Genomic DNA, 18,281 nt, shown 5'->3' on the forward strand with positions numbered 1-18,281 from the left:
ATGCAGATAGACGCTACGGTACGCATCGCTCAGTCCCGCAGACGCGTCAGCCCTTCCTGGGCCACCGATGCGACCAGCCGTCCGGTTCGGTCATAGACGCTGCCGCGTGCAAATCCGCGTGCCCCACCGGCCCACGGGCTCTCCATGTCATACAGCAGCCAGTCGTTGATGGTCACCTCATCGTGGAACCACAGGGCGTGATCGAGACTCGCGATCTGCAGCCGTGGGTCGCCGAAAAAAGTGTCGTGCGAGACGAGGCTGGTGGTCAGCAGATTGAAATCTGAGCTATAGGCAAGAAGATAGCGATGCAGGGAGCCGTCCTCGGGCAGTTCGCCAGCGAGGCGGAACCACAGGCGCTTGCGCGGCATGTCGGTGATGGTATCCGGGAAATGCAGAAACTCGATGGGATGGCCGTCGAAGCGCTGTACCTCGGCGCCGGCTTCGATCAGCGCCTGGGGTGACTCGAGGTCGGGCATTTCGCGCTGATGGCCAAAGCCCGGTTCCTCGCCCTGGAACGAGGCGCTGCAGAAGAAAATGGTCTTGCCGTTCTGGATGGCGCTGATACGCCGGGTGGTGAAACTCCCACCGTCGCGTACGCGATCGACCTGATACACTACCGGGCGTTTGGCGTCGCCGGGACGTAGAAAGTAGCCGTGCAGCGAGTGGGCGCGGCGCGTCGCATCGACCGTGCGGGTGGCAGCAGAAAGCGCTTGGCCGAGCACCTGGCCGCCAAACAATTGAGGAAGGCCGAGATCTTGGCTACGACCGCGAAACAGGTCCTCCTCCAAGGATTCCAGACCCAATAGATCGACGAGGGTGGCGAGTGGTTGCGTCATGCCGGCATCCTTCTGATGGCTCGTTTTCATACGGTTGTTCCAATTCTACCAGCATACCGGAGTGCCCCTGTCATGCGCAGCGATACCTTCTACATGCACCGTGCGCTAGATCAAGCGCGCATGGGGTTGGAAGCAGGCGAGGTGCCGGTGGGCGCGGTGGTGGTCGAGCCGAGTGGCGAGATCGTGGGCGCGAGCTTCAATGCTCCGGTGTCGTGCCATGATCCGAGTGGGCATGCCGAGGTGCGCGCCTTGCGCGACGCCGCCGCGCATCTGGGCAACTATCGGCTGGATAGCTGCACGCTCTTCGTCACCTTGGAACCTTGCATGATGTGCGCCGGGGCGATCATTCATGCGCGCGTGACTCGGGTCGTGTACGGCGCTGCCGAACCCAAGAGTGGCATGGTCGAATCACGGGCCAACTTGTTTGCCCAGCCTTGGTTCAATCATCGCGTGCAAGTGGAAGGCGGGCTGTTGGCTACGCGCGCGACGCGACTCCTTCAGGCCTTTTTCGCCGCGCGGCGCGAGTGAGTTAGAGCACCGGGGGGACGGTGTCGAAAGGCGTTCCCTGAAGCATCGGATCCTCGCGTTCGCCGAGCTGGTGGAATTGGCGCCGACTGCGATCCACGTAGTTGAGAATTTCGTAATAGCGACGAATGTTGCGCACGTAAATCACCGGTTCGCCGCCACGCGCGTAACCATGATGGACCTTGCTGTACCACTGGCGCTTCTGTAGCAGGGGCAATGCCTTGCGTACGTCTGCCCAGTTGTACGGGTCGCCGCCCTGCATCTCGGCGATCTTCTGTGCATCGTAGAGATGTCCCAGGCCGACGTTGTAGGCTGCAAGTGCCATCCAGGTACGATCCGGCTCGGTGATCTCTTCCTGTAGACGACCCTTCACATGGCCGAGATAGATCGCGCCTCCCTCGATGCTCTGTTCGGGATCGAGCCGGTTGCTTACGCCGACTTCGGCGGCGGTGGCGTTAGTCAGCATCATCAGGCCGCGCACGCCGGTTGGTGAGGTTGCACGCGGCTTCCAATGCGATTCCTGATAGCCCAGTGCCGCCAACAGTTTCCAGTCGAAGCCGGAATCGCGCGCCGCTTGCTTGAAAGCGTCTTCATAGCGGGGTAGGCGGTTCTGGGCATGACGGATGAAAAGGCTTGCACCCACGTATTCGAGGTAGTTGTCATGACCGAAGTAGCGTGCGGTCAAATCCGCCAAGTCACCGTGCTCCCTAAGACGCGCGATAAACTGGTTGGCGGCTCGCAGCAGTGCCACGCCACTGTTCTTGGGTAGCGCCCACACGAGGCTTTGCGGCTCGCCCAGAGGAAAGCCGCTCTCGACGTCGGGAAAGAACAACCGGTTGAGCTTGAACTGATGGGCATAGACGACGGCGGCATCGAGTTCGCCATTCTCGACCATTTCGATGAGGTCGGTGACTTCCAACTCGTCGGTTTCCCGCCAGGTCAATTTAGGGAGGGATTCCTGCAGGTCGCGTAACGCGTGGCCGGTTCCCGAGCCACGTAGCGCAGCGATATCCAATCCCAGGAGGTCTTCCGGTGCCTTGGGCGGGGTGATGCCGTGGTGATAGATGACGATGGGCTGCATCGACATGATCGGGCGGGTGTAATTCACTCCGGGTACGGCGGGGTCGAGCGTGAGAGTGGCGGCACCGACGTCGGCGCGGCCATCGCGCACGGCACTGAGTACCCCGCCGATGCTGCCCTGGCTATCGATCGACAGGCTGACATCCAGCGCCTCGGCGAATTGCCGTGCCAACTCGTATTCGAACCCCGTCGGACCGTGGCGCCCTTCGTAATAGGTCGACGGCGTATTGCGGGTGAATACCTGGATAAAATCACGCGAGATGACCTCCGACAACGCGGCGTCCCGAACTGGGAGCGTGCGGCCATCGGGAATCAGTAGCGCCAGCAGGGCGACGAGTGTGGTCGCGGCTGGCCGCATGTAGTGTAAGAGAGCATCAAACATGCCAGTTCGAGTCAGCGATGAGAGGAGCCACCTTAGCGGGCGTTACGCCTTGTGTCACCTGACGGCGATTCCACGCAATGGGTAAGGGCATGAAGGCGTCTTCGCCCGTCGGGGCCTTTTCCAGTATCATGATCGCTCATTGGCCGCCGCCCGCGGCATCGTCTACTTGCTGTCCCAGAGGCCCATTCGACATGCTCGAACTGCGAGGAGCGCCCGCCCTTTCCGCCTTCCGTCATGCCAAGCTGCTAGCTGCGTTACGTGATGCCGTGCCCGAGGTCGAGGCACTGCATGCCGATTACGTTCATTTCGTCGATCACCAGGAGGCGCTCGATGATGCGGCACAAGAGGTGTTGGCTCAGCTGCTGAGCTATGGCCCCGTTCGTGATGGTGGAAATGCCGATCACGAAGGGCACCTGTTGTTGGTCGTGCCGCGCCTAGGCACGCTCTCGCCGTGGTCATCGAAGGCCACCGATATCGCCCACAACTGCGGCTTGACGCAGGTGCGCCGGATCGAGCGCGGCATTGCTTACCGTGTGACACTCAACGGTTCGCTCGACGAGTCGGCCTTCGCGAGCCTGGTGGCGGCGCTTCACGATCCGATGACGGAAACGGTGCTGGCCAATGCGAGCGATGCGGCCAAGCTCTTCGAGCGCCATGAGCCGGCGCCGTTGGGGCGTGTCGATGTGCTCGAAGGCGGGCGCGACGCGCTGGTCGACGCCAATGACGCGCTGGGACTGGCGCTGGCCGAGGATGAGATCGACTATCTGCTCGATGCCTTCCAGGAGCTCGATCGCAATCCCACCGATGTCGAACTGATGATGTTCGCGCAGGCCAATTCCGAGCATTGCCGGCATAAGATTTTCAATGCCGATTGGCATGTCGACGACGAGGCGCAGCCGCACTCGCTGTTCAAGATGATCAAGAACACCTATGCGTGTTCCAGCGACGGGATCCTTTCCGCGTATAGCGATAACGCCGCCGTGATTCGTGGTACCGAGGCCGGACGCTTCTTCGCCGCGCCCTGGCTACCGGACCGCGAGCAGGAAACGCGCTACGCGGCGACGCAGGAGCCAATCCACATCTTGATGAAGGTGGAAACCCATAACCATCCGACGGCCATCGCACCCTATCCCGGTGCGGCGACGGGGGCCGGCGGCGAGATTCGCGATGAAGGCGCCACCGGCGTCGGCGGCAAGCCCAAGGCGGGGCTCACCGGGTTCGCGGTGTCCAACCTGCGTATCCCCGAATTCGTGCAGCCCTGGGAAGCCTTCGACTACGGCAAGCCCGCGCGCATTCAGTCGGCACTGGACATCATGCTGAAGGCGCCCATCGGCGGGGCGGCGTTCAACAACGAGTTCGGACGTCCCAACCTGAGCGGCTTTTTCCGTACCTACGAACAGGATGCGGTCGGTGCGGCCGGGATCGAGCGGCGCGGCTATCACAAGCCGGTAATGCTCGCCGGCGGCTACGGCAATATTCGCGAAGGTCATGTCGCCAAGGGCGATATACCGGTCGGTGGCAAGCTGATCGTGATGGGCGGTCCGTCGATGAAAATCGGCCTCGGCGGCGGGGCGGCATCGAGCATGGCCTCGGGCGCATCCAGCGAGGATCTCGATTTCGCCTCCGTGCAGCGTGACAACGCGGAGATCGAGCGGCGCGCCCAGGAAGTCATCGATCGGTGCTGGGCGCTGGGCGACGACAATCCCATCTGCTTCATTCACGACGTGGGCGCCGGCGGGCTTTCCAATGCGCTGCCGGAACTGGTCAAGGACGGCGATCGGGGCGGGCGTTTCGAGCTGCGCGACATTCCCAATGCCGAGCCGGGCATGAGCCCGCTGGCCATCTGGTGCAACGAGGCCCAGGAGCGCTATGTGCTGGCGGTGGCGCCGGACGACCTGGAGGCCTTCGACGCGCTGTGCCGGCGCGAGCGTTGCCCCTATGCCGTGGTCGGCGAGGCGACCGAGGCCCACCATCTGTCGGTCCACGATGGTCACTTCGATACGCGTCCCGTCGACCTGCCGATGAGCGTGCTGTTCGGCAAGCCGCCCAAGATGTCGCGTGCCTTCGAGCGACGCACGCTGACGATGCCCAGCCTGGGGCTCGACAATCTCGATCTGCGCGAGGCGCTGGATCGGGTGCTGCGCCTGCCGGCCGTGGCGTCCAAGAGCTTTCTGATCACCATCGGCGACCGTTCGATCACCGGGCAGGTGGCGCGTGACCAGATGGTCGGGCCCTGGCAGGTGCCCGTGGCGGACTGCGCGGTGACCACGGCCAGTTTCGATACGCATGCCGGCGAGGCCATGGCCCTCGGCGAGCGTCCGCCGGTGGCACTGGTCGACCCGGCGGCCAGCGCCCGCCTGGCGGTGGCCGAGGCCATCACCAACCTGGCGGCGGCGCCGATTGCCAAGCTCTCCGACATCAAGCTCTCCGCCAACTGGATGAGCGCCGCCGAGCATGAAGGCGAGAACCAGGCCCTGTATGACGCCGTGCATGCCGTGGGCATGGAACTCTGCCCGCAGCTGGGCATCGCCATTCCGGTGGGCAAGGACTCGATGTCCATGCGCACCGCCTGGCAGGAAGAGACCGCCGAGGGCGAGCATGAAGACAAGAGCGTGACAGCGCCGCTGACGCTCAATATCACCGGTTTCGCACCGGTCACCGATGCCATGCGCACCCTGACCCCGCAGTTGCGCCTGGACCAGGACGAGAGCGACTTGATTCTCATCGACCTGGGCCAGGGGCAGAACCGGCTGGGGGGCTCGGCGCTGGCGCAGGTATACGGCCAGGTCGGGGATGCATGCCCCGACCTCGAGGACGCCGAGGACCTCAAGGCGTTCTTCTCGGTCATTCAAGGCCTCAATGCCGACGGCAAGCTGCTCGCCTACCACGATCGCAGTGACGGTGGCCTGCTGGTGACCCTGCTGGAAATGGCCTTTGCGGCGCGCGGGGGGCTGGAGATCAAGCTCGACTGGTTGATCGACGACGCCTACGAGGCCTTCGATGCCTTGTTCGCCGAAGAACTGGGGGCGGTGATTCAGGTCAATCGCCGCGACACCGAGTTCGTGCTCGCCCAGCTGGCCGCGGCCGGCCTCGAGACCTGCGGTGTGGTGGCACGGCCGCGCTACGACGATCAGGTCCGTGTCACGCTGTTCGAAGAACCGCTGCTGGAAACCACGCGGGCCATCGCCCAGCGCACCTGGACCGAGACCAGCTATCGCATGCAGGCGCTGCGCGATAATCCGGACTGCGCGAAGTCCGAATTCGACGCTTTGCTCGACCTGCGCGATCCGGGCCTTTCGGCGCAGCCTAGCTTCGATGTCGACGAGGACATTACCGCGCCCTATGTTGGGCGTGGCGAGAAGCCACGCGTGGCGGTGCTGCGCGAGCAGGGTGTCAACGGCCATGTCGAGATGGCGGCGGCCTTTGATCGCGCCGGTTTCGCGGCCATCGACGTGCATATGAGCGATATCCTCGAGGGGCGTGTCGATCTGGAAACCATGAAAGGGCTGATCGCCTGTGGCGGCTTCTCGTACGGCGACGTGCTCGGCGCCGGCGGCGGCTGGGCCAAGTCGGTGCTCTTCAACAGTCGCGCGCGCGACGCCTTCGAAGGCTTCTTCCAGCGTGATGACAGCTTCTCGCTGGGCGTGTGCAACGGCTGCCAGATGCTCTCGCAGCTCAAGTCGTTGATCCCCGGGGCCGAGAACTGGCCGCGTTTCGTGCGCAACGAGTCCGAGCAGTTTGAAGCGCGCGTGAGCATGGTGCAGGTCGAGAAGAGTCCCTCGATCCTGCTCGCCGGCATGGAAGGATCGCGCCTGCCGATCGCCGTGGCCCACGGTGAAGGGCGCGCCGAATTCCGCGATAGCGGTCATTTGCGCAGCATGCAGACCAGCGATCAGATCGCCATGCGCTACGTGGACAACTATGGCCAGGTCACCACGCGCTATCCCGCCAACCCCAATGGCTCATCCTCGGGGATCACGGGGCTGACCACGCCGGACGGCCGCGTGACGATCATGATGCCGCACCCCGAGCGCGTGGCCCGCGCGGTCACCAACTCCTGGCGTCCCGACGAATGGCAGGAAGACGGCGCCTGGATGCGCCTTTTCCGCAACGCGCGCGGATGGGTGGATTGATGTAAGTGTGCTTATGAAGACGAAAGCCGGCTTGCCTCAGGGCAAGCCGGCTTTTTATTTCGTCCTGACGCCGGCACCGTTACCTTTAGAGAGATGATTTATTCGACGAGCCAAGTCAGGTGAGCCAAGCCGCTGAGTCGGGCGAGGCGGCAAGACCGCGGCGTTCGGTGTCGCGGTCTCGTGCTTGCCCGGCGAGGAGCGCGTTATTCGGGACGGATGGCCGTATAGAAAAAGCGTCCCGATGGCTCGTCGGCGAGCAGCGGTGCACTGCCTTCCTTGAAAGGCGCGTAGTGGGGCATCTGCATGTGGTGCTCGAAGGCGTCGCGGTCGCGATAGACTTCGTGCAGCACGACGACATTGTCGCTACCTTCCGGCGTCAGCACGTCGAACGCCAGGCAGCCTTCCTCATTGGCCAGTGATTCGTTGGCGTCGTTGTGCGCCAAGGCGAGAAATGCGGGTATTTGGCCTTCCTTGAGACGGAATTCGGCGAGCACCACGAAATAGGGTTGAGTCGAGGACATGAAGGATCTCCGAATAACGGATGTCAGTGAAAAGTGCCGATAACAATCTCAGATGTCGCGTGGCGCGTTGTCCGAGGTTCCGAGATGGGCTTCCAAGTCGTCAAGCAGATGACGGTAGTCGGCGACGAGGCGGTCGTAACGCCCGAAGTCATGGTCGCATTTTTTGCAAAAAACATGATATTGCCCCTCGCGACCGGGAGGGAAACGCTTGGCGCGACTACCGCATTCAGGACAATCGGGACTGCTGGGTGCTTGCATGGGGACTCCTGGTTGGAAACATTAATGCGATACGGGGTGATCGTTGTCATCTGTGCCTCACTCATGAGGTCGGGGCGCGGGGTAGCGAGATCAAGGTCCGTATTGCCATCTGGCCGATCTTGTCGCCGGTGGTAGGATGCGCTTTTTGATTCGATTGGAAGTTTGCCATGAGCGCGCCCTCGCTTCGTCCTTATCAGCACCAGGCCGTGTCCCGGGTCGTCGAGCACTTTCGCGAGAGCGACGACCCGGCCGTGGTGGTGTTACCGACCGGGAGTGGCAAGTCGTTGGTGATCGCCGAGTTGGCGCGTCTGGCACGCGGCCGGGTCCTCGTGCTGGCCCACGTGCGCGAGCTGGTCGAGCAGAACCATGCCAAGTACCTAGCTTACGGCCTGGAGGCGGATTTATTCAGCGCTGGCTTAGGGCGTAAGGAGAGCGAGCGTCAGGTGGTCTTCGGCTCGGTGCAGTCCGTCGTCAATAGCCTGGCGCGTTTCGAGGCACACGACGAGTGGGGGGCATTCACGCTGCTGGTCATCGACGAATGTCACCGCATTCCCCCGCCTGCCAGTGACGACGCCCGCCAGAGCAAGGCGCCGTCGAGCTATCATCGCGTGATCGCGCATCTGCGCAAGCACAATCCGCGTCTCAAGGTGCTGGGGCTGACCGCGACGCCGTATCGCCTGGGGCAAGGCTTCATTTATCACCGCCATCATCATGGCATGGTGCGTGGCGAGGCCGAGAGTTTCTTCCAGGATTGTGTGTTCGAGCAGCCGCTGCGGCTGATGGTCAAGCAGGGCTATCTGGTCGCGCCCAAGCGCGTGGATGCAGCGCTCTACGCCGAGGATGGTCGGCAGACTCGTTACGATTTCTCGCGCCTGGTGCCAGGACGCGATGGCGGCTTCGAGGAAGCCGAGTTGAATCGCGTCGTTCAGGGGCATCGAGCGACGCCGGGTATCATCGCCGAGGTCGTCGAGCAGGCGCGCGAGCGGTGTGGCGTGATGATCTTCGCGGCCACCGTGACTCACGCCGAGGAAATCGTCGGTTACCTGCCGGCCGAGCAGGCGGCGTTGATCGTCGGCTCGACGCCCACGAAGGAGCGCGAGCGCTTGATTGCGGCCTTCAAAGCGCGCGATATCAAGTATCTCGTCAACGTGGCGGTGCTGACCACTGGGTTCGACGCGCCGCACGTGGATTTGATCGCCATCCTGCGACCTACGGAGTCCGTCAGCCTGTATCAACAGATCGTCGGGCGCGGGTTGCGCTTGTCGCCTGGCAAGGAAGACTGTCTGATCCTCGATTACGCGGGCAATCCCTGGGGTTTATACGCGCCGGAAGTCGGCGAGCCGCGCCCCGATTCAGACGCTGAACCGGTTCAGGTGGAATGCCCGGCGTGCGGGCACGCCAATCTGTTCTGGGGCAAGCGTGATGGCGATCTGGTCATCGAGCATCACGGCCGCCGCTGTCAAGGCCTGGTGGAAGATGCGGACGGCCATCGCCATCAGTGCGACTTTCGCTATCGCTTCAAGGTCTGCGATCAGTGCGGCGCGGAAAACGACATCGCCGCGCGGGCTTGCCATCAATGCGGTGAGCGCATGGTCGATCCCGATGACAAACTCAAGGCGGCCCTAAGACTCAAGGAGGCAAAGGTGCTGCGCGTGTCGGGCATGCAGCTGCAATCGGTGCTCAACGGTCGGGGGCTGCCACGCTTGAAGGTGACCTATCACGATGAGGACGGCGCCACGCTCGATGAATGGTTTGCGCTGGAAACGCCTGTGCAGCGTCGCGCCTTCACGCTGGCGTTCTTGCGCTACCACCTGCGTGCACCGGGCAGCGATTGGCAGCCACGCTCGGCGGATGAGGTCATCGCCGACGAGCATCGACTCAAGGCCCCGGATTTCGTCGTAGGACGCAAGGTCGGGCGTTACTGGCAGATTCGCGACAAGCTTTTCGACTACGCGGGGCGCTATCGCAAAGCCGATGGGTGATGGTCACCAATATGCGCATTCTTTGTAATTGCTAATGCGATAGTGCTATCAAGGGGTTATGATGAGAAGGCAAACCCACTAGCGGAGAAACGACATGACTTGGACCACTCCGGCAGTCAAAGAGATCTGCATCGCGCTGGAAATCAACGATTACATGCCCGCCGAATTCTGAGGCGGCTTTGTATATTCGTGTACTCGGGGCGGCCGCCGGTGGCGGTCTGCCCCAATGGAATTGCCGTTGTGAAGTATGCCGGCTGGCATGGGCGGGCGACCCGCGCGTCACGCCGCGAACCCAATCCTCCATTGCCGTTAGTGCCGATGGTCGCTCGTGGGCCCTGATCAATTGCGCACCTGAAGTGCTGACCCAGATACGCCGAACGCCCGCGCTGTTTCCCCAGCAGGGACAACGCCACACCCCGATTGCTTCGGTATTGCTGACCAACGGCGACGTCGACCATGTCGGTGGTTTGTTGAGCTTGCGTGAAAGTTCGCCCTACCGATTGTATGCCACGGCGGAGATCCAGGCCGTGTTGCGTGACAGCCCGATTTTCAATGTGCTCAATCCGGATTACGTCGAGCGTGTCTCGGTGGCGCTGGAGCAGCCCCTGACGCTTGCCGAGGGGCTCGAGGCGCGCATGTTTGCGGTGCCGGGCAAGACGGCGTTGTATCTGGAAGGCGAGCAGGTAGACATTGGCGTGGAAGGAGAAGCGACCGTGGGCATCGAGTTCCGCGCCGCGGGTCGCCGTACGTATTACATTCCCGGTTGCGCCGCGCTGAACGAACGCCTAGCGGCACGTCTCGAGGGCGCCGATCTGGTGCTGTTCGACGGTACGCTGTGGCGTGATGACGAGATGATTCGCGCCGGTGTCGGCCACAAGACGGGGAGCCGCATGGGGCACATGTCGATGTCCGGCGAGACGGGCAGTATGGCCGCGTTGTCGTCGCTGAACATCGGGCGGCGTGTCTTCGTTCATATCAACAACACCAATCCGGTCTTGATCGACGATTCCTCGGAGCGCCGGGAGGCCACGCGTCACGGGTGGGAGATCGCCCACGATGGCATGGAACTGGAATGCTGATGAGTGATATTGAAACCCCGATCCACGAGGCGCTGAACGCGGACGCACTGGAAGCACGTTTACGAGCGATCGGCGAGCAGCGTTACCATCATCGCCATCCCTTTCAGCTCATGCTGCAAAACGGCGAACTGAATCGCCGCCAGGTACGGGCCTGGGCGCTCAACCGCTATTACTACCAGTCGATGATTCCGCTCAAGGACGCTTCGCTGATCGCGCGCCTCGACGACCCGGCGCTGCGCCGCGAGTGGCGCGCCCGGCTGGTGGATCACGACGGTGAAGCCGAGGGCGAGGGCGGTATCGCGCGCTGGCTGAAGCTCACCGACGGGCTGGGGTTGGATCGCGAGATGGTGGTCTCGACCCGGCGGATTCTGCCGGCCACGCGCTTTGCGGTGGAGGCCTATCTGCATTTCGTGCGCGAGCGCAGCGTGCTGGAAGCCATCGCCTCGTCGCTGACCGAGCTGTTTTCGCCCTTGGTGATCGGCCAGCGGGTCAGCGGCATGCTCGAGCACTACGATTTCGTTTCCGCCGAGACGCTGGCCTATTTCGAACCGCGTTTGACCCAGGCGCCGCGGGATGCGGAGATGGCGCTCGATTACGTCAAGCGCCATGCCGAACGTCCGGATCAGCAGCAGGCGGTGCTTGAGGCATTGATATTCAAATGCCAGGTGCTATGGACCCAACTGGATGCCTTGCATCACGCCTATGTCGCACCCGGTCATGTGCCGCCCGGGGCCTGGGATGGCGAAGTGCAAACAGGGACGTTATGACGACAATTCAGGAAAGCGACATCGTGCGCCTACCGCGCGGCGTCAGGCTACGCGAAGATAAACGGCGGGGCGGCTGGGTACTGCTGGCCCCTGAGCGCGTCTTCCAGCTCGATGGCATCGCGCAGGCCGTGGTCGGTCATGTGGACGGCGAGCGCAGCGTCGGCGCGATCATCGATGGGCTGTGCGAGACCTATCAGGCGCCGCGCGAGCGTATCGCCGAGGACGTGACGGCCATGTTCGCTGGGTTGGTCGAGAAACGTGTCCTGGAGGTTGCATGACACATTCGCAGGCGCATGACGTGCAGCCGCCTATGGGGATGCTGGCGGAGTTGACGCACCGTTGCCCGCTGCAGTGCCCGTACTGCTCTAATCCCGTGGCGCTGGAGCGCCGCCGCCAAGAGCTGGATACCGCGACCTGGCAGCGCGTCTTCGCCGAAGCCGCCGAGCTTGGCGTGCTGCAGGTCCATCTCTCGGGCGGCGAGCCTGCGCTGCGTCCCGACTTGCCCGAGCTGGTGACGGCCTGCGTGGACGCGGGCTTGTATTCCAACCTGATTACCGCCGGCGTCAACATCGACCGTGTCCGGTTGGAGACCCTGGCGGACGCGGGCCTCGATCACGTTCAACTGTCGTTTCAGGGCGCGACGCCCGAGGTGACCGATCACGTCGCCAACATGACCGGCGCCCATGCGCGCAAGCGTGCCTTCGCCGCCGAGGTGACGGACGTCGGGCTGCCATTGACGTTGAACGCGGTGATCCACCGCGCCAACCTGCATCAGATCGATGAGTTCGTGGATCTGGCCGTAGAATTAGGTGCGCGGCGGCTGGAGATTGCCCATGCGCAGTACTATGGTTGGGCGCTGGTCAATCGCGCGGCCCTGATGCCGAGTCGCGAGCAGGTCATGGAAGCTGTCGAGCGAGTGGAGGCCGCGCGTGAGCGCCTGCAAGGGCGCCTGGTCATCGATGCCGTGGTCCCGGATTACCATGCGCGGCTGCCCAAGCCCTGCATGAATGGCTGGGGACGCCAGTCCCTCAACGTGACGCCCTCGGGCAAGGTGCTGCCGTGCCATGCGGCGGAGACGATTCCGCATCTGGAGTTCTGGAATGTCGCGGATCATGGGCTGCGGGAAATCTGGTACGACAGCCCGGCCTTCAACGCCTATCGCGGTACGGATTGGATGCCCGAGACTTGCCAGAGCTGCGAGCGCAAGGAAATCGACTGGGGCGGCTGCCGTTGTCAGGCGCTGATGCTCACCGGCGATGCAACACAGATGGACCCGGTGTGCGAAAAGTCTCCGTATCACGACGAGGTCCAAACCTTGGCGGTGCGCGATGCCTCGGGTGCGTCCGAGTTCACTTATCGGCGCTTTGCGCGGACGACCGAGAGCGCCTGACGGCCCATCGACACGTCTTGCATGACGCGGGCGTGTTCGCCTCCCAGCAGCCTTGCTACACTGCGCGTTTGTCGAAGGTCGCGCCGTGAGGCGCAATCGAGGAGAGCGTCACGCGTGAGTGATACCGCCGAGCCCGTCAGTGCCGATACCGCCTTGGCCGCGTCCCAAGCGGCGGTATTGGCGCGCCTGCACGATCAGCCCATCACCGAGCTGCCGGAAGATCTCTACATTCCGCCCGAGGCGTTGCGTGTCTTTCTCGAAACCTTCGAAGGGCCGCTCGATTTATTGCTGTACCTGATCCGGCGTCAGAACCTCGATATCCTGGGTATCGACGTAGCGGCGATCACGCATCAGTACATCGAATACGTCGAGCTGATGCGTGCGCTGGAGATCGACCTGGCCGGCGAGTATTTGCTGATGGCGGCGATGCTGGCGGAGATCAAGTCGCGCACGTTGTTACCGCGTCCACCCAAGGGGGAGGACGAAGACGCCGAAGACCCGCGCGCCGAACTGATCCGCCGCTTGCAGGAATACGAGCAGTTGAAGCTGGCCGCCGAGGGATTGGATGAATTGCCGCGCGAAGGGCGTGATTGGGTAACGGCGCAGGCTGCACTGCCCACGCTCGAGACCCGAGTGGTTCACCCCCAGGTCGAGCTGGATGAGCTTCTGCACGCCCTGTCGGGACTGCTCAAGCGGGCCGAGTTTCAGCAGTCTCACCAGATCAGCCGCGAGGTACTATCCACCCGCGAGCGTATGCTACGTGTCATGGAACAGTTGGACGGCCAACGTTATACCCCGTTCGAGGCGTTGTTCACGCTCGAGGAGGGGCGCGCGGGCGTGGTGGTGACTTTCATGGCGATTCTCGAGCTGGCCAAAGAGGCGATGATCGAGATCGCGCAGAACGCGCCGCTGTCGCCGATTCATGTGCGTGCCCGGCTGGTGGCTGAAGCGGTCGACGACAGCCCCGCGACGGACGATGACGATGGCGGAGAAAGCGCCTTCGCCAATGCCGAAGAGGAACCCTGATGAACGAGGCGACGACGTCTCTCGACGAAGTCTGCGAAGCGGCGTTGTTGGCCGCCGGCGAACCGCTGACTTCCGAACGCCTGGAGAGTCTGTTCGATGAGCGTGAGCGCCCATCGCGTGGTGAGCTGCGTGATGCCTTGGCGCGTCTCGGCGAGCGCCTCGAGCATAGCGCTCTGGAACTCATCGAGACCGCCTCGGGGTTTCAAGTCCGCATTCGTGCACGTTTTTCGCCTTGGATATCGCGGCTGTGGGATGAAAAGCCGCAGCGTTATTCGCGCGCGTTGCTGGAGACCTTGGCGCTGATCGCCTATCGTCAACCCGTCACCCGTGGCGATATCGAGGAAGTTCGCGGGGTCTCGGTGAGCAGCTCGATCATGCGTACCCTGACCGAGCGGGGATGGATTCGCGTCGTGGGACAGCGTGACGTGCCGGGGCGGCCCTCGGTTTACGCCACTACGCGTGCCTTTCTCGATGACTTCGGCCTCAAGACCCTCGATGCCCTGCCGCCGATGCATGAACTCAAGGAATTCGAGACGCGTTTCGAGGAGGCTCTGGGGCATGATAAGGAGACGTTGGGGCCGGATGAGGTGGATAATCCATCGGCGCGTGACAGTCACGCCGACAACACCGAAAATACGACACCGGTAGAGGAGGCGTCGCAGACAGTGTCGCCATCCGAGGCCGAGCCAGACACGACAGATACGACGACGGCCGGGACGGCCGACGATCAGCACGCCGGGACGGCGTCCGAGCGGTCGGGAGTGAGTTTCGCCGAACTCGAAGCTCGCCTGGCCGAACGCGCCCGCCGACGGGAAGAGGAAGCCGGAGCATCGCCTGCTGAGGGTGACGCCAACACTTCCGACGCGGCGGACGCGGAACATTCAACAGACGAGACAACGTTCGATTCATGAACACGCCTACCGAAAAATTGCAGAAGGTACTGGCGCGCGCGGGCTTCGGCTCGCGTCGTGAGATGGAAACCGCCATCACCGACGGCCGCGTCAAGGTCAATGGCCAGGTCGCCACGCTGGGCGATCGCATCGAGACGCGTGACCGGGTCACCCTCGACGAGCGCCCCGTCAACCTACGCGATGCCGAGGAAGTGCCGCGACGCGTCATCATGTACAACAAGCCCGAGGGCGAGTTGTGCACGCGACGCGATCCCGAGGGACGTCGGACTGTCTTCGATCGCTTGCCGCGCCTCAAAGGAGAGCGTTGGATCGCCATTGGTCGCCTGGATATCAACACCAGTGGTCTGTTGCTATTTACCACTGACGGCGAACTCGCCAACCGTTTGATGCATCCTTCCACGCAGGTCGAGCGCGAATACGCGGTACGCGTGATGGGCGGCGTTCGCCCGGAAAACGTGACTGCCATGACCGAGGGGGTGATGCTCGAAGATGGTCCGGCGCGTTTCACCGATGTCCAGGAGTTTGGCGGCGAAGGCATCAATACGTGGTTCCACGTGGTGATTCTCGAAGGGCGAAATCGCGAGGTGCGCCGGCTCTGGGAGTCGCAAGAGCTCACTGTGAGCCGCCTCAAGCGCGTTCGTTACGGCAATATCTTCCTCGATAAACGCGCCAAGGCAGGTGAATGGGTCGAACTTTCACAGGAAGAGGTAGACGACTTGGCGCAATTGGCGGGCCTGTCGGCACGCAAGGTACCCGCGTTGACGCCCGACGAGAAGAACCGTTGGAGCCGCGATAAGAACAAGCGTCGCCCGGTCAATGCCATGCGCAAGCCGAAGAGCTCGCGGCGCTCGCGGTGAGCGGCTTTTCAGCAAAAAAATCTTGTCAATGTCGAGTGTTATCAGTACTATGTGCGCCCTATCGGGACGGGTCGTTAGCTCAGTGGTAGAGCAGTTGGCTTTTAACCAATTGGTCGTAGGTTCGAATCCTACACGACCCACCATTGTCCAGCGCCTCTGAATGGCGTGACGCAATGTACGTTTCGAAGACCCGGCGGCGGGTCGTTAGCTCAGTGGTAGAGCAGTTGGCTTTTAACCAATTGGTCGTAGGTTCGAATCCTACACGACCCACCATTGCCGCCGAAAACTGTCTGAATGGGCAGGTTATGGGTCGTTAGCTCAGTGGTAGAGCAGTTGGCTTTTAACCAATTGGTCGTAGGTTCGAATCCTACACGACCCACCAGCATTCAACCCCGTCTCGCATGAGGCGGGGTTTTTGCGTTCTGGTGCCATGCGCCGGTGGCGATGTTCGTGTGAACACGATGCTGGCGAGCCGACATCGACGGGCAGTATCATGAAACCGGGTGCGGTGCGTCCGCGAAGAGATCGCGGCGCTACGCTTCTCGTTATGCAGGGGGAGTCCCTGCCAGTCACAGTGGTAGACACGATGACGATCATGACACCGAAAGCGCCTGAGGCAGCCTCGTCGCTGGCCCGTGCGTACTGCCCGATCGCGCCGAGTGCACAGGCGCGTGCGCAGACCGAAACGATCAAGCGTTTGTTGAGCGAGCGTAATGCCACCTTGGTGGCACATTACTACACCGACGATGCCATTCAGCAGCTGGCCGAGGAAAGCGGCGGCTGTGTGGCCGACTCCCTGGAGATGGCGCGCTTCGGCGCCCGGCACTCGGCCACGACCCTGGTAGTGGCGGGTGTCCGCTTCATGGGCGAGACCGCCAAGATCCTGTCCCCTGAGAAAACCGTTTTGATGCCCACGCTGGAGGCGACCTGCTCGCTGGACGACGGCTGCCCGGCGGATGAGTTTGCGGCCTTCTGCGATGCGCATCCCGACCGCACGGTCGTGGTCTATGCCAATACGTCGGCGGCGGTCAAGGCGCGCGCGGATTGGGTGGTGACCTCGTCGATCGCGGTCGAGGTCATCGAGGATCTCCAGGCCCGTGGCGAAAAGATCCTGTGGGCACCGGACAAGCACCTGGGGCGTTATATCCGCGAGCGTACTGGCGCCGACATGCTGCTCTGGGATGGCGCCTGCATCGTGCACGAGGAGTTCAAGGCTCAGGGAGTACTGGATCTCAAGAAGGTCTATCCTGATGCCGCTTTACTGGTGCATCCCGAGTCGCCGATGGGAGTCGTCGAACTGGCCGACGTGGTGGGCTCGACCTCGCAACTGATCAAGGCCGCACGCGAACTCGACCAGCAACGCCTGATCGTGGCCACCGACCGCGGTATTTTCTACAAGATGCAGCAGGCGGTGCCGGACAAGACGCTGTTCGAGGCGCCCACGGCAGGCGACGGCGCGACCTGCCGGAGTTGCGCGCACTGCCCGTGGATGGCAATGAATGACCTGGATCGCCTCGAGCGCGCCCTCAGAGAAGGCGGTGACGAGATTCACATCGAGGCGGCGCTGCGTCAGCGAGCGCTCAAGCCCTTGGAGCGGATGCTGGCGTTCGGTCGCTGAGCCCGCTAGACAACGGCAATGGCCACACAAGAATCGTCAAAGCGTTTCGGTACGCACGACGCGCATCGATAGATCGACGGCTTTGACGTCCTTGGTCAGCGCGCCGATGGAGATGCAGTCGACCCCGGTGTCGGCGATATCGCGCAGGGTTGCCTCGCTGACATTGCCGGAGGCTTCCAGGCGGCTGCGCCCGGCCGTGCGTGCGACTGCCTCGCGCAGCGTCTCGAGATCGAAGTTGTCGAGCATGATGGTGTCTGCGCCGGCGGAGAGGGCGGCGTCGAGCTCGTCGAGCGTTTCTACTTCTACCTCCACCGGCAGGTCGCTGGCGATGCGGCGTGCGGCGGTGACGGCCTTGGCAATGCCGCCGCAGGCGGCGATATGGTTTTCCTTGATCAAAAAGGCGTCGTGCAGGCCCAGGCGATGATTGTGACCGCCGCCGCAAGTGACGGCGTATTTCTGCGCCAAGCGCAGGCCGGGTAGGGTCTTGCGCGTGTCCAGCAGTGCCACGCCGGTGTCGGCGACCCGTGCCCTGTAATCGCGCGTGCGCGTCGCCGTGCCCGAGAGTGTCTGCAGCAGGTTGAGGGCTGCGCGCTCACCGGTCATCAAGCTGCGCGCGGGGCCTTCCAGCTCGAGAAAAGTCTCCTCGGGCGCTAGGGCGTCGCCATCGGCGGCATGCCAGGTGAGCTTGACGCTCGGGTCGAGACGCCGATAGAGCTCGTCGACCCAGGCCACTCCGCACAGCACCGCGTCCTCGCGGGCCACGACGCGTGCCCAGGCCCACTGCTTGGCAGGGATCAACTGTGCGGTGATGTCGCCGGGGCCGACGTCCTCCGCCAGCAGGCGGGCGGCACTGGTGCGGATATCCTCCGCGAGAGCTTCGCGATATTGCATGTCAGGCGCCTTTCTTTGATGTGCG

The 18,281-nt window shown here is 63.0% G+C and carries 17 protein-coding genes and 3 tRNA genes; 15 read left to right on the plus strand and 5 right to left on the minus strand.

All coding sequences use genetic code 11. The features are described from left to right. Positions 1-29 precede the first annotated feature (29 nt). Entirely contained in the window at positions 30-836 is an 807-nt protein-coding gene (locus tag KZO83_RS01555; RefSeq protein ID WP_178997624.1) for an acyl-CoA thioesterase, read from the minus strand. A 72-nt stretch (positions 837-908) separates the two neighbouring features. Here KZO83_RS01555 and tadA point away from each other — a divergent pair, with 72 nt between their 5' ends. Continuing rightward, positions 909-1,364 carry a tRNA adenosine(34) deaminase TadA gene (tadA, locus tag KZO83_RS01560; protein WP_246924386.1) on the plus strand — a complete coding sequence of 152 codons (456 nt, stop codon included), beginning with the start codon at positions 909-911 and terminating at the stop codon, positions 1,362-1,364. A 1-nt stretch (position 1,365) separates the two neighbouring features. On the opposite strand, the gene mltF is transcribed toward tadA, so the two are convergent. After that, positions 1,366-2,823: a membrane-bound lytic murein transglycosylase MltF gene (mltF, locus tag KZO83_RS01565; protein ID WP_040244623.1), complete on the minus strand. Its 1,458-nt coding sequence runs from the start codon at positions 2,821-2,823 to the stop codon at positions 1,366-1,368. A gap of 191 nt (positions 2,824-3,014) precedes the next feature. On the opposite strand from mltF, the gene purL reads away from it, so the two are divergent. Further along, positions 3,015-6,956, plus strand: a complete 3,942-nt coding sequence (gene purL / locus KZO83_RS01570) for a phosphoribosylformylglycinamidine synthase (protein ID WP_247619522.1) — start codon at positions 3,015-3,017, stop codon at positions 6,954-6,956. A 203-nt stretch (positions 6,957-7,159) separates the two neighbouring features. On the opposite strand, the gene KZO83_RS01575 is transcribed toward purL, so the two are convergent. Both KZO83_RS01575 and KZO83_RS01580 read right to left on the minus strand, forming a co-directional pair. Next, positions 7,160-7,477, minus strand: coding sequence for a putative quinol monooxygenase (locus KZO83_RS01575; RefSeq protein ID WP_247619523.1), 318 nt, complete (start codon positions 7,475-7,477; stop codon positions 7,160-7,162). Positions 7,478-7,525: 48 nt separating this feature from the next. Further along, the gene (locus KZO83_RS01580) at positions 7,526-7,735 is read right to left on the minus strand and encodes a transposase (RefSeq protein WP_247619524.1); all 210 of its coding nucleotides are present in this window, start codon (positions 7,733-7,735) and stop codon (positions 7,526-7,528) included. A 167-nt stretch (positions 7,736-7,902) separates the two neighbouring features. Between KZO83_RS01580 and KZO83_RS01585 the strand changes: the two genes are divergently transcribed. From KZO83_RS01585 to nadA, 13 genes are all read left to right on the plus strand, one after another. Further along, positions 7,903-9,717 carry a DNA repair helicase RadD gene (locus KZO83_RS01585; RefSeq protein ID WP_247619525.1) on the plus strand — a complete coding sequence of 605 codons (1,815 nt, stop codon included), beginning with the start codon at positions 7,903-7,905 and terminating at the stop codon, positions 9,715-9,717. Between the two features lie 94 nt (positions 9,718-9,811). Continuing rightward, positions 9,812-9,889, plus strand: coding sequence for a pyrroloquinoline quinone precursor peptide PqqA (gene pqqA / locus KZO83_RS16450; RefSeq protein ID WP_075370104.1), 78 nt, complete (start codon positions 9,812-9,814; stop codon positions 9,887-9,889). 7 nt (positions 9,890-9,896) lie between these two features. Continuing rightward, a complete protein-coding gene (gene pqqB, locus KZO83_RS01590; RefSeq protein ID WP_247619526.1) occupies positions 9,897-10,796 on the plus strand; it encodes a pyrroloquinoline quinone biosynthesis protein PqqB in 900 nt (299 codons plus the stop codon). Continuing rightward, a complete protein-coding gene (pqqC, locus tag KZO83_RS01595) occupies positions 10,796-11,563 on the plus strand; it encodes a pyrroloquinoline-quinone synthase PqqC (RefSeq protein WP_247619527.1) in 768 nt (255 codons plus the stop codon). Before pqqB ends, pqqC begins: the two co-directional genes overlap by 1 nt. Further along, the gene (gene pqqD / locus KZO83_RS01600; RefSeq protein WP_247619528.1) at positions 11,560-11,841 is read left to right on the plus strand and encodes a pyrroloquinoline quinone biosynthesis peptide chaperone PqqD; all 282 of its coding nucleotides are present in this window, start codon (positions 11,560-11,562) and stop codon (positions 11,839-11,841) included. The genes pqqC and pqqD overlap by 4 nt, the downstream gene beginning before the upstream one ends. Then, complete coding sequence (gene pqqE, locus KZO83_RS01605; protein WP_247619529.1) at positions 11,838-12,953, plus strand: pyrroloquinoline quinone biosynthesis protein PqqE; 1,116 nt, start codon at positions 11,838-11,840, stop codon at positions 12,951-12,953. Before pqqD ends, pqqE begins: the two co-directional genes overlap by 4 nt. A 153-nt stretch (positions 12,954-13,106) precedes the next feature. After that, positions 13,107-13,979: a segregation and condensation protein A gene (locus KZO83_RS01610; RefSeq protein WP_218975901.1), complete on the plus strand. Its 873-nt coding sequence runs from the start codon at positions 13,107-13,109 to the stop codon at positions 13,977-13,979. After that, positions 13,979-14,890: an SMC-Scp complex subunit ScpB gene (gene scpB / locus KZO83_RS01615; RefSeq protein WP_247619530.1), complete on the plus strand. Its 912-nt coding sequence runs from the start codon at positions 13,979-13,981 to the stop codon at positions 14,888-14,890. The genes KZO83_RS01610 and scpB overlap by 1 nt, the downstream gene beginning before the upstream one ends. Further along, positions 14,887-15,747: a 23S rRNA pseudouridine(2605) synthase RluB gene (gene rluB / locus KZO83_RS01620; protein ID WP_178997660.1), complete on the plus strand. Its 861-nt coding sequence runs from the start codon at positions 14,887-14,889 to the stop codon at positions 15,745-15,747. The genes scpB and rluB overlap by 4 nt, the downstream gene beginning before the upstream one ends. Positions 15,748-15,815: 68 nt before the next feature. Next, positions 15,816-15,890: transfer RNA gene (locus tag KZO83_RS01625), tRNA-Lys, on the plus strand. 55 nt (positions 15,891-15,945) lie between these two features. Then, positions 15,946-16,020 (plus strand) — tRNA-Lys (locus tag KZO83_RS01630). A gap of 34 nt (positions 16,021-16,054) precedes the next feature. After that, positions 16,055-16,129, plus strand: a tRNA-Lys gene (locus KZO83_RS01635). Between the two features lie 204 nt (positions 16,130-16,333). Continuing rightward, positions 16,334-17,365 carry a quinolinate synthase NadA gene (gene nadA, locus KZO83_RS01640; protein WP_247619531.1) on the plus strand — a complete coding sequence of 344 codons (1,032 nt, stop codon included), beginning with the start codon at positions 16,334-16,336 and terminating at the stop codon, positions 17,363-17,365. 36 nt (positions 17,366-17,401) lie between these two features. On the opposite strand, the gene nadC is transcribed toward nadA, so the two are convergent. Next, entirely contained in the window at positions 17,402-18,256 is an 855-nt protein-coding gene (gene nadC / locus KZO83_RS01645) for a carboxylating nicotinate-nucleotide diphosphorylase (RefSeq protein ID WP_178997664.1), read from the minus strand. Positions 18,257-18,281: the final 25 nt, after the last annotated feature.

The sequence above is a fragment of the Chromohalobacter moromii genome (assembly GCF_023091865.1).
Taxonomy (GTDB): Bacteria; Pseudomonadota; Gammaproteobacteria; order Pseudomonadales; family Halomonadaceae; genus Chromohalobacter; species Chromohalobacter moromii.